This is a genomic window from Streptococcus suis YS161, assembly GCF_002760245.1.
Taxonomy (GTDB): domain Bacteria; phylum Bacillota; class Bacilli; order Lactobacillales; family Streptococcaceae; genus Streptococcus; species Streptococcus suis_I.
This window is the reverse complement of sequence record NZ_ASCA01000078.1, coordinates 36,599-48,504: the sequence shown is the minus strand read 5'-3', so window position 1 is coordinate 48,504 and position 11,906 is coordinate 36,599. Positions and strand designations below refer to the sequence as shown.

Annotated in this window: 10 protein-coding genes and 3 tRNA genes; all 13 read left to right on the top strand. The window is 43.1% G+C overall.

Annotation, left to right across the window (positions count from 1 at the left end; translation table 11 throughout):
* The first annotated feature begins 1 nt into the window (after position 1).
* The 13 genes from SST111_RS10145 to SST111_RS10085 all read left to right on the top strand — a co-directional run bounded on the left by SST111_RS10145 (position 2) and on the right by SST111_RS10085 (position 11,905).
* Positions 2–66, top strand: a tRNA-Phe gene (locus SST111_RS10145).
* A 31-nt stretch (positions 67–97) separates the two neighbouring features.
* Positions 98–171, top strand: a tRNA-Ile gene (locus SST111_RS10140).
* A 12-nt stretch (positions 172–183) separates the two neighbouring features.
* Positions 184–271 (top strand) — tRNA-Ser (locus SST111_RS10135).
* Between the two features lie 59 nt (positions 272–330).
* The gene (gene mreC, locus SST111_RS10130; RefSeq protein WP_099811148.1) at positions 331–1,167 is read left to right on the top strand and encodes a rod shape-determining protein MreC; all 837 of its coding nucleotides are present in this window, start codon (positions 331–333) and stop codon (positions 1,165–1,167) included.
* The gene (mreD, locus tag SST111_RS10125; RefSeq protein WP_099811146.1) at positions 1,157–1,672 is read left to right on the top strand and encodes a rod shape-determining protein MreD; all 516 of its coding nucleotides are present in this window, start codon (positions 1,157–1,159) and stop codon (positions 1,670–1,672) included. Before mreC ends, mreD begins: the two co-directional genes overlap by 11 nt.
* Positions 1,673–1,756: 84 nt before the next feature.
* Entirely contained in the window at positions 1,757–2,998 is a 1,242-nt protein-coding gene (gene pcsB / locus SST111_RS10120) for a peptidoglycan hydrolase PcsB (protein WP_099811144.1), read from the top strand.
* A gap of 102 nt (positions 2,999–3,100) precedes the next feature.
* The gene (locus SST111_RS10115; protein WP_024419579.1) at positions 3,101–4,069 is read left to right on the top strand and encodes a ribose-phosphate diphosphokinase; all 969 of its coding nucleotides are present in this window, start codon (positions 3,101–3,103) and stop codon (positions 4,067–4,069) included.
* A gap of 86 nt (positions 4,070–4,155) precedes the next feature.
* The gene (locus SST111_RS10110; protein WP_099811142.1) at positions 4,156–5,334 is read left to right on the top strand and encodes a pyridoxal phosphate-dependent aminotransferase; all 1,179 of its coding nucleotides are present in this window, start codon (positions 4,156–4,158) and stop codon (positions 5,332–5,334) included.
* A complete protein-coding gene (recO, locus tag SST111_RS10105) occupies positions 5,321–6,103 on the top strand; it encodes a DNA repair protein RecO (RefSeq protein ID WP_099811140.1) in 783 nt (260 codons plus the stop codon). The genes SST111_RS10110 and recO overlap by 14 nt, the downstream gene beginning before the upstream one ends.
* Positions 6,100–7,107: a phosphate acyltransferase PlsX gene (gene plsX / locus SST111_RS10100; RefSeq protein WP_099811138.1), complete on the top strand. Its 1,008-nt coding sequence runs from the start codon at positions 6,100–6,102 to the stop codon at positions 7,105–7,107. Before recO ends, plsX begins: the two co-directional genes overlap by 4 nt.
* Complete coding sequence (locus SST111_RS10095) at positions 7,100–7,348, top strand: phosphopantetheine-binding protein (protein WP_044687935.1); 249 nt, start codon at positions 7,100–7,102, stop codon at positions 7,346–7,348. Before plsX ends, SST111_RS10095 begins: the two co-directional genes overlap by 8 nt.
* Before the next feature lie 117 nt (positions 7,349–7,465).
* A complete protein-coding gene (gene purC / locus SST111_RS10090) occupies positions 7,466–8,173 on the top strand; it encodes a phosphoribosylaminoimidazolesuccinocarboxamide synthase (RefSeq protein ID WP_099811136.1) in 708 nt (235 codons plus the stop codon).
* 12 nt (positions 8,174–8,185) lie between these two features.
* Positions 8,186–11,905 (top strand): phosphoribosylformylglycinamidine synthase, encoded by a 3,720-nt coding sequence (locus SST111_RS10085; protein WP_099811134.1) that lies wholly within the window; start codon positions 8,186–8,188, stop codon positions 11,903–11,905.
* Position 11,906: the final 1 nt, after the last annotated feature.

The window sequence follows — 11,906 nt, the reverse complement described above, 5'->3', positions numbered from 1 at the left end:
TAGCTCAGTTGGTAGAGCAATGGATTGAAGCTCCATGTGTCGGCGGTTCGATTCCGTCTCGCGCCATTAATTTAACTTTGTCCAAGTTTATTATCTTGGGCGCGTAGCTCAGATGGTTAGAGCGCACGCCTGATAAGCGTGAGGTCGGTGGTTCGATTCCACTCGTGCCCATATTATATTGATGGAGAATTACTCAAGAGGCTGAAGAGGACGGTTTGCTAAATCGTTAGGTCGGGTAACTGGCGCAAGGGTTCGAATCCCTTATTCTCCGTAGTGAACGAGATTATCGCTTGATATTCTCGTTTTATTGTATCTTGGTGAGGGTCTATTATGAATAAATTTTCAAAATTAGTAGTAGTTGTTTCTATCTTTTTATTACTGTCATTTTCTCTTTTGTTTGTAACTTTCTCTAAGGGGTTACAGGTACCTTATTTAAATAATATCGTTAGGGTTGTTGTAACGCCAATTCAATCGGTTATTTCAGTACCTACTAGATTTTTTTCTGAGCAGAAAGATGTCTTGACAGATTTGATGAACGCTTACGAGGAAAATAAACAATTAAAGGTAGCTATTATGAGCCTTGAAGGGATGGCTGCTGAAAATACTAGCTTGAAAGAAGAGAATGCATCACTTCGTAGCAGTTTAGGTGTGGTATCTGATTTTCCTGAAAAACAGCTTATTTCGGGATCAGTTTTGGTGAGGACTCCTTCATCGTGGTCGGAGCATATTTCAATTAATATTGGTGAGACTAGTGGTGTGACATCTAATGCACTTGTGGTTGCTAATGGTGGATTAGTTGGCATCGTGAGTTCATTGAGTTCAGATTCGGCGGTTGTTACCTTATTTACGAATTCGGATGAATTCACGAAGTTGCCTGTGAAAATTTCTGTTGATTCTAAAGAAATTTATGGTATTTTATCGGGCTATGATGCAGATACAAATAGTTTTATCATTAATCAGTTGAACTCAGCTGATGAAATTGCAGTGGGTAGCAATGTTGTAACGAGTGATTTGGCTGGTGCGACTCCGGCAAATGTCCAAATTGGTAAAGTTTTATCGGTTAAATCAAATAGTAACAGTTTAAATAGAGAAGTATATGTTGAGCCGACAGCTAGTTTTTCAAATATTTATTCGGTTTTAGTGGTAGGTCAAACAAATGCGCAATAAAATGATAGAAATATTCATGTTTCCCATCTTGTTCTTTATTTTATTACTTGATGGACAGATTTCAACGTTGGTAACAAATTGGTCGGTCGGATTATTTACTATTTCAAGTCATTTGGTATTTATGTTAGCTATTTTTTATGCTAACTATGTATCTCTTGGTTTTTCATTATTCATATTTACTTTGCTAGGTTTGGTATATGATATTAGTTATCTTAATTTGATTGGTATTGCTACTACAACTCTTCCTTTAGTTTTGTATTGCATCTATTTCTTCTTTCAAGGTGCTGTCAGCAAGCGAGGAATTAATATTTTGATTTTACTAGTAGCTATTTTTCAATTTGAATTTATTAGTTACTCATTTGCTCGCATTTTTCATATAACAAACTTGTCTGTGTTTATCTTTGTTTTTAATAAATTACTTCCAAGTCTACTATTCAATTTGGCCTTATTTTTCGTACTACAACCGTTATTTGAGCGTTTATTTGGAATAACAAACAAGACATAGAAATGTAATAATTGCGTAATATACTTACGCAATTTTTTTGATAAAATGAGAGAGTCAGAAAGTATAGAGGAGTTATGTTCGGATATGAAGAAAAAAATCTTGGCTACAATTATGTTAAGTACAGTCGTTCTATCTAATGCTAATTATGTAGCTGTGGTTAGTGCGAATGATGTAGATAGTCAGATTGCAGCAAAAAATCAACAGATTAATGAGTTGACAGCACAACAAGCTGAAGCTCAACAACAAGTTGATGCTATTCAAGGACAAGTTGATGCAATTGTTAGTGAACAGGCGAAATTAACAGAAGAAAATACTCGTTTGGAAGCAGAATCGCAGACATTGGCGGCAGATATTGAGCGTTTGTCAGCTGATATTGTGTCACGTGATGGTGCTTTAAAGGAGCAGGCGCGTAGTGCTCAAGTTGATGGCTCTGCTTCAAGTTATATTAATACAATTTTAGATTCAAAATCAATCGTTGATGCTGTTTCTCGTGTTAATGCAATGCGTGAGATTGTTTCAGCTAATAACCGTATGTTGGAACAACAAAAAGCTGATAAGGAAGCAATTGTTGAAAAACAAAAGGCAAACCAAGAGGCAATCACTACTTTGGCAGCTAATCGCCAAAAATTGGAAGATGACGCCCAAGTATTGCAAGTGCGTCAGGCTGAATTGGAAGCTGCTAAGTTAAATTTGGCTGTGCAGAAAGCTACTGCTGAAGATGAGAAAAATTCATTGTTGGCGCAAAAGGCAGCTGCAGAAGAAGCAGCTCGTCAAGCGGCAGCTCGTCAAGCGGAGTATCAAGCACAACAGGCAGCTCTAGCACAGCAACAAGTAGCCTCAGTATCAGCACCAGTCGTGTCAACGCCAGTAGAAACTACAGTGACTGAAACGGTTGCGACAGTATCACAATCTACACCAACGGTAAGCACACCTACAACGTCTATATCATCAGGTTCAGGTAGTTCAGCGGCAGCAAATAATGCGCGTTATGACGCTTCATCTTACCCAATTGGTGAGTGTACTTGGGGAGTTAAATCTCAACTTTCATGGGTTGGTCCTTACTGGGGAGATGCTAAACAGTGGTTAGCATCAGCACGTGCTGAAGGTTTTAGTACAGGTTCTACTCCACAAGTAGGTGCGATTGCTGTTTGGACAGGTGGTTATTATGGGCACGTAGCGGTTGTTACGGCTGTTCAATCTTCAACAAGTATCCAAGTTGTTGAATCAAACTACATGGGTCGTCGTTATATTGGTAACCACCGTGGTTGGTTTAATCCTACAACTACATCTGAAGGTGCAGTTTACTACATTTACCCTCCATATTAAGAAATTTTCAAATAGAGCGTGTGGATTTGCGCTCTATTTTTGTTTGAAAAATGAAGGAAAAAGGGTTAAAATAGTAAAGGTAGAAATATATAGGAGGCTGTCATGGCGTTTACTGACTTAAAATTGTTCGCTCTTTCGTCAAATCAGAAGTTAGCTGAACAGGTGTCGAAAAAAATAGGAATTCCTCTAGGAAAATCAAGTGTTCGTCAATTTTCAGATGGTGAGATTCAGGTAAATATTGAGGAATCCATTCGTGGAACTCACGTGTATATTCTTCAATCCACTAGCTCACCAGTTAATGATAATTTAATGGAGATTTTGATTATGGTCGATGCTCTTAAACGTGCATCCGCTGAATCAGTAAACGTTGTAATGCCTTACTATGGCTATGCACGTCAGGATCGTAAAGCTCGTGCTCGTGAGCCAATCACTTCAAAATTGGTGGCTAATATGTTGCAGATAGCGGGGGTCAATCGTTTGTTGACAATTGATTTGCATGCTGCGCAGATTCAGGGATTCTTCGATATTCCTGTTGATCATTTGATGGGTGCTCCATTGATTGCGGATTATTTTGAGCGTCGTGGTATGGTAGGTGATGGCTATGTTGTTGTATCACCTGACCATGGTGGTGTGACACGTGCCCGTAAGTTAGCACAGTTCTTGAAGACACCGATTGCTATTATTGATAAACGCCGTAGTGTTGATAAGATGAATACATCAGAAGTGATGAACATTATTGGCGATATTAAGGATAAAACTTGTATATTGATTGATGATATGATTGATACTGCGGGTACCATCTGTCATGCAGCGGATGCTTTGGCAGATGCAGGGGCAACAGCTGTTTATGCTTCATGTACGCACCCAGTATTGTCAGGGCCTGCTATGGATAACATTAGTAAGTCAGCAATTAAGAAATTGGTTGTTCTTGATACAATTGAAATTGCAGAAGATCGCTTAATCGATAAAATCGAACATATTTCAACGGCAGAATTATTAGCGGAAGCGATTATTCGTATTCATGAAAAACGTCCTTTGTCACCTTTGTTTGAGGCAAGTCGTGTTAAATAGGTATGAGAAGAGTCAAATGACTCTTCTTTTTTACATTTATTTTCAAAATGTATTATAATAGTTTTATATGTTTTTGAGGTGGCAGAATGGATTTATTAAATCGTTTTAATAAGAATTTGAATCGGATTGAGGTTTCGATGATTCGACAGTTTGATCAGTCTATTTCGGATGTTCCAGGGATTTTGAAACTGACCTTGGGAGAGCCTGATTTTACAACGCCTGATCATGTTAAAGAAGCGGCCAAGGCTGCTATCGATGCTAACCAGAGTTATTATACTGGTATGGCTGGTCTTTTGGAGTTGCGCCAAGCGGCAGCTGAGTTTGTGGCTGAAAAATATAATTTACACTACAATCCAGAAAATGAAATCCTCTCTACAATCGGTGCTACAGAGGCTTTGTCAGCCAGTTTGGTTGCTATTTTGGAAGCTGGTGACACGGTTCTTCTGCCTGCCCCTGCCTATCCTGGTTATGAACCGATTGTCAATATGGTGGGAGCAGACATTGTTGAAATCGATACGACGGCAAATGATTTTGTTTTGACACCTGAGATGTTGGAAGAGGCGATTATTGAGCAGGGGGATAAGCTAAAAGCTGTCATTCTCAACTATCCTGCCAATCCAACAGGTGTGACTTACTCTCGAGAACAAATTGAGGCTTTTGCGGATGTCTTGCGTAAGTATCCTGTCTTTGTCCTGTCGGATGAGGTCTATGCAGAGCTGACTTATACTGGTCAGCCTCATACTTCGATAGCAGAGTTTTTGCCAGAACAGACTATTTTGATTCAGGGATTGTCCAAGTCCCATGCCATGACAGGTTGGCGGATTGGCTTGATTATGAGTCAGGCTCCGATTATCGCTCAAATTATCAAGAGCCATCAGTATCTTGTGACAGCGGCGTCAACGGCTATGCAGTATGGTGCAGTTGAGGCCCTGAAAAATGGTAAGGATGATGCTCTTCCGATGCGAGCGGAGTATGTCAAGCGTAGGGATTACATCATCGAGAAGATGACGGACTTAGGCTTTAAGATTATCAAACCTGATGGTGCGTTTTACATCTTTGCAAAAATCCCTGCGGGTTACAATCAAGATTCTTTTAGCTTCTTGCAAGACTTTGCGAGAAAGAAAGCAGTGGCCTTTATTCCTGGTGCAGCCTTCGGTCAATATGGAGAGGGCTATGTGCGGATTTCCTATGCAGCAAGTATGGAGAAAATTCAAACAGCCATGGCTCGTTTGAAGGAATATCTGGAAGAAAATGGAACGAATTGAAACCAGGGGATTAGTCCTATATAATCGGAATTTTCGAGAAGATGATAAGCTGGTCAAGATTTTTACAGAGAAGGCTGGCAAGCGAATGTTTTTCGTGAAACATGCCTCTAAGTTCAGGCTGGTAGCTTCTATCCAGCCTTTGACCTATGCGGATTTTATCGTCAAAATCAATGATGATGGGCTGTCTTATATTGAGGATTTTCATCAAGTCCAGCCTTTTAAGGCGATCAATGCTGATATTTTCAAACTCAGCTATGCGACCTATATCTTGGCCTTGGCAGATGCGGCCTTGCAGGATAAGGTTTATGATCCAGCTCTCTTTGCTTTTTTGGTCAAGACCTTGGACTTGATGGAGTCAGGTTTGGACTACGAAGTTCTGACCAATATCTTTGAAATTCAGCTCTTGGGTCGATTTGGGATCAGTCTGAATTTTCACGAGTGTGCTTTTTGTCATCGGGTTGGTCTGCCTTTTGATTATTCTTACAAGTATAGCGGTGTCTTGTGTCCGCAACACTATCAACAAGATGAGCGACGGGCTTATCTGGATCCCAATGTTCCCTATCTACTTGATCAATTTCAAGCTATTTCCTTTGATGAGCTGGAAACTATTTCCATCAAGCCTGAGATGAAGCGAAAATTACGGTTTTTTATTGACCAGCTGTACGAGGAATATGTGGGGATTCACTTGAAATCCAAGAAATTTATAGATGATTTGTCTTCTTGGGGGCAGATTATGAAACCAAGAACAGAAAATGAGGAAACAGAATGAAACGTATTGCAGTAGATGCTATGGGTGGGGACCACGCCCCTCAGGCAGTGGTAGAAGGGGTTAATCAGGCCTTGGCTGCCTTTCCAGATATTGACATTCAACTTTATGGTGATGAGGCTAAAATCAAGCAGTATTTGACAGCGACAGAGCGTGTCAGCATCGTCCATACGACTGAGAAAATCAATTCAGATGATGAGCCTGTCAAGGCCATTCGTCGTAAGAAAGAATCATCTATGGTTCTAGCGACCAAGGCTGTTAAGGATGGTCAGGCAGATGCGGTCTTGTCAGCTGGAAATACAGGTGCTCTTTTGGCGGCAGGCGTCTTTGTCGTCGGTCGCATCAAGAACATCGACCGTCCTGGTCTTATGTCCACTCTTCCTACTATGGACGGCAAGGGATTTGACATGATGGACTTGGGAGCAAACGCTGAAAATACAGCTCATCACCTCTATCAGTATGGTATTCTTGGCTCATTTTACGCGGAGCACGTGCGTGGTGTCAAACAACCTCGTGTGGGACTTTTGAACAACGGTACGGAAGATACCAAGGGCACGCCAGTTCACCAAGAAGCCTATAAACTCTTGGCGGAAGACAAGTCCATCAACTTCATCGGTAATGTGGAGGCGCGTGAGTTGCTTAACAGCGTGGCAGATGTGGTCGTGACGGATGGTTTCACGGGAAACGCTGTGCTGAAAACAGTTGAAGGAACTGCAAAATCCATCGTTGGTCAGTTGACGGGCTCAATCAAGAATGGCGGTCTGCGTGCTAAATTGGGTGGTCTTTTGGTCAAACCGACTCTTAAAAAAGCCTTGGGGGCTATGGATTATAAAACAGCAGGTGGTGCTGTCTTGCTTGGTCTGAAGGCACCTGTTATCAAGGCTCACGGTTCCAGCGATGCCCAGTCGATTTTCTATACTATTAAGCAGACGCGTTCTATCTTGGAGGCTGGTATTGTCGAAAAATCGGTTGCCAAATTTTCAGTAGTGGAGGAAAGTTATGACTAGAGAGCAGATTTATCAGCGGGTTGTTGAATTGATTCAGGATGAAAAGGGAGAAGATTTTCAGGTTCAACCTGAATCTACTTTGGCAGATAATATCGCAGCGGATTCGGTGGAAATTATGGAATTCGTTTTGACTTTGGAAGATGAGTTTGGTGTCGATATTTCTGATGCGGCCATTGAGCGCTTTGAAACCCTGTCTGATATTGTGGATTTTATTTATGAAGAATTACAGAAACGTTCGTAGTTTACGGGCGTTTTTCTTTATTTTTTTACAAAATACCGTTAAATACTTTTTTACACGAATGTTATGTGATAGAATAAACGAAAAGACTAGAATATTTTATGAAAGGCGAACATTTTAATGAAAACAGACCTTCTCTATTCAGGAAAAGCCAAAGACATCTACGCTACGGCTGACAGCGACCAGATTGTTGCAGTTTACAAGGACCAGGCAACGGCTTTTAATGGTGGCAAGAAAGAACAGATTACTGGCAAGGGGCGACTTAATAATCTGATTTCTTCGCTTATTTTTGAAAAATTAAATGAAGCTGGAGTCAAGACGCATTTTATCAAGCGTTTGTCGGATACGGAGCAGTTGAATAAGAAGGTGGAAATTATTCCGCTGGAGGTTGTCTTGCGAAATGTGACCGCTGGTTCTTTCTCAAAACGCTTTGGTGTGGAAGAAGGGATTGCCTTATCTACTCCAATCGTGGAATTTTACTATAAAAAAGATGAGTTGGACGATCCTTTTATCAACGATGAACATATTGCCTTTCTAGAACTGGCTAGTCAGGACCAAATCGCCTATATCAAGGAAGAAACACGTCGTATCAATGGGTTCTTGAGGGACTTGTTTGCTCAGATTGGGCTGACTTTGGTGGATTTCAAGCTAGAATTTGGGGTTGATTCGTCTGGTCAGATTTTATTGGCGGATGAGTTTTCTCCTGATAATTGTCGTTTGTGGGATGCGGATGGCAACCATCTCGACAAGGATGTTTTCCGTCGGGGTCTCGGGGAGTTGACCGAGGTTTACGAGGTCGTATTGGCAAAGTTACAAGAAGTGAAATAAGGATTGGAAAAAATGGCGAAGCGGATTTTTGTTGAGAAGAAGGCGGATTTTCAGATTAAGGCGGAGGCTCTTCGTAAGGAGTTGACTCATAATTTACAGTTGACAAGTTTGACGAGTGTACGTCTGGTGCAGGTTTATGATGTCTTCCATCTGGAGGATGACTTGCTGGAGCAAGCTATTAAGCATATCTTTACCGAGCAGGTGACGGACAAGGTCTTGTCGGAAGCTGAGATTGATTTGGAGGAGGCTGTTTATTTTGCGATTGAGGCTCTTCCTGGGCAGTTTGACCAGCGGGCTGCAAGTAGTCAGGAGGCTCTTCTCTTATTGGGCAGCCGTCAGGAGGTGCGTGTCAATACAGGTCAGCTCTATATTTTGAACGGTGATGTGCAGGAAGAAGAATTAGCTGCCATCAAGAATTATTTGCTGAATCCTGTGGATTCGCGATTTAAGGATATGGATGCTCCTTTGGTGGCTCAGGAGTTTTCAGTTTCGGATACTACTATTCCAAGCTTGGACTTTTTTGATAACTTTGGGGCAGAGGAATTTGCGGCTTACAAGCGTGAGGCTGGCTTGGCTATGGAAGTGGAAGACCTACTCTTCATTCAGGATTATTTCAAGTCAATCGGTCGAGTGCCAACCGAAACAGAGCTCAAGGTCTTGGATACTTATTGGAGTGACCACTGCCGTCATACGACATTTGAAACGGAACTCAAGTCTATTGACTTTTCAGCCTCAAAATTCCACAAGCAATTGCAGGCGACTTATGACAAGTACCTGGCGATGCGGACAGAATTAGGTCGGACAGATAAGCCGCAGACGCTCATGGATATGGCGACGATTTTTGGTCGTTATGAGCGGGCAAATGGTCGTCTGGATGACATGGAAGTGTCAGATGAAATCAATGCCTGCTCGGTGGAGATTGAAGTGGATGTGGACGGCGTGAAAGAGCCGTGGCTCCTCATGTTCAAGAATGAAACCCATAATCACCCAACAGAAATCGAGCCTTTTGGTGGTGCCGCAACCTGTATCGGTGGAGCCATTCGTGATCCTTTGTCAGGTCGTTCCTATGTTTATCAGGCCATGCGAATTTCAGGTGCGGGCGATATCACCCAACCTCTGACAGCTACTCGCTCAGGGAAATTGCCGCAGCAAATCATTTCCAAAACAGCGGCACATGGTTATTCTTCATACGGAAACCAAATCGGTCTTGCGACGACTTATGTACGGGAGTACTTCCACCCAGGTTTTGTCGCAAAACGCATGGAACTAGGTGCCGTTGTTGGTGCTGCTCCAAAGGAAAATGTGGTCCGTGAAAAACCAGTCGCAGGCGATGTGGTCATCTTGTTGGGTGGCAAAACAGGCCGTGACGGTATCGGTGGAGCAACAGGCTCATCCAAGGTGCAGACAGTCGAGTCTGTGGAAACAGCTGGTGCAGAAGTCCAAAAAGGAAATGCTATTGAGGAACGTAAAATTCAGCGTTTGTTCCGAAATGGTAACGTTACACGCCTGATCAAAAAATCCAACGACTTCGGTGCAGGCGGTGTCTGCGTAGCTATTGGTGAGCTGGCAGACGGTCTTGAAATCGACTTGGACAAGGTCCCGCTCAAGTACGCAGGCTTGAACGGAACGGAAATTGCTATTTCTGAATCACAGGAGCGGATGAGTGTAGTTGTCCGTCCAGAAGACGTAGATGCTTTCATCGCAGCCTGTCGTCAGGAAAATATCCATGCGGTTGTTGTAGCCAAAGTGACTGAAAAACCAAATCTAGTCATGACTTGGAATGGCCAAACGATTGTTGATTTGAAACGTTCTTTCCTTGACACCAACGGTGTGCGTGTGGTGGTGGATGCTAAGGTGGTTGACAGTGCTGTCAACTTGCCAGAAACACGTACAACATCTGCTGAAACGCTACAAGAGGACTTGAAAAATCTTCTTTCAGATCTCAACCATGCCAGTCAAAAAGGTTTGCAGACGATTTTCGACTCATCTGTTGGTCGTTCAACCGTTAATCACCCTCTGGGGGGTCGTCACCAATTGACACCGACAGAAAGTTCGGTGCAGAAACTACCTGTCCAACAGGGTGTGACGACCACGGCTTCTGTCATGGCTCAGGGCTACCATCCTTATTTGGCAGACTGGTCTCCTTATCACGGAGCGGCTTATGCAGTCATCGAAGCGACGGCTCGCTTGGTGGCAACAGGTGCTAACTGGTCCAAGGCTCGCTTCTCTTATCAGGAGTATTTCCAGCGGATGGACAAGCAGGCAGAGCGTTTTGGTCAGCCAGTTGCCGCTCTACTCGGTTCTATTGAGGCTCAGATTCAGCTTGGCCTGCCGTCTATCGGTGGCAAGGATTCCATGTCTGGTACCTTTGAGGACTTGACTGTACCGCCTACCTTGGTGGCCTTTGGTGTGACAATAGCAGACAGCCGCAAGGTTCTCTCACCTGAGTTCAAGGCGACTGGCGAGAACATTTATTACTTACCAGGTCAGATTTTGTCAGAAGACATTGATTTTGCCTTGATCAAGTCTAATTTTGAGACTTTTGAAAAATGGCAGAGCGATTATGCGATTACGGCTGCTAGCGCAGTCAAGTATGGTGGTGTATTAGAAAGTCTAGCCCTTATGTCCTTTGGTAACCAAGTCGGAGCAAGAGTTGAGCTTGCAGACCTTGAAACTAGCCTGACAGGCCAGCTCGGAGGATTTGTCTTCACATCCAAAGAAGACATTCCAGATGCTGTGAAAATCGGTCAAACCACCGCTGACTTTACACTCCTTGTCAACGGTGTCAACCTTGCTGGACAGGACTTGCAAGTAGCTTTTGAGGGCAAACTAGAAGAAGTTTACCCAACAGAGTTTGAACAGGCTACAGACTTACAGGATGTTCCTGTAATTACCAGTTCAGCAGTTATACAAGCCAAGGAAAGAGTTGATGTTCCTCTTGTTTACATCCCAGTCTTCCCAGGAACCAACTCAGAATATGACTCAGCCAAAGCCTTTGAACAGGCTGGTGCAAAAGTCAATCTTGTCCCATTTGTGACCTTGGATGCGGAAAGTATTGAACAGTCTGTTGACACCATGGTTGACAATATTGACAAGGCACATATTCTTTTCTTTGCAGGGGGATTCTCGGCTGCGGATGAGCCAGATGGGTCTGCCAAGTTTATCGTGACTATCTTACGAAACGCCAAGGTCCGCTCTGCTATTGACCGTTTCATCGAAAAAGGTGGCCTCATCATCGGTATATGCAATGGTTTCCAGGCCCTTGTCAAATCGGGCTTGTTGCCGTATGGAAACTTTGAGGAGGCGGGTGAAAGCAGTCCGACCCTCTTCTACAACGATGCCAATCAGCACGTTGCCAAAATGGTGGAAACGCGGATTGCCAATGTCAACTCACCGTGGTTAGCAGGTGTCCAAGTCGGTGACATTCACGCTATCCCAGTTTCACACGGGGAAGGAAAATTTGTCGTGACGGATGAAGAATTCGCTGTCTTGCGGGACAATGGGCAGATTTTCAGCCAATACGTTGACTTTACTGGTCAGCCAAGTATGGACTCTAAGTACAATCCAAACGGTTCTAGCCATGCCATTGAAGGTATTACCAGCCGCAATGGTCAGATTATCGGGAAAATGGGACACTCAGAACGTTATGAGGACGGTCTTTTCCAGAATATTCCAGGTAAGAAAGACCAAGGGCTCTTTGTTTCAGCAGTTCGCTATTTTACAGGAAAATAAC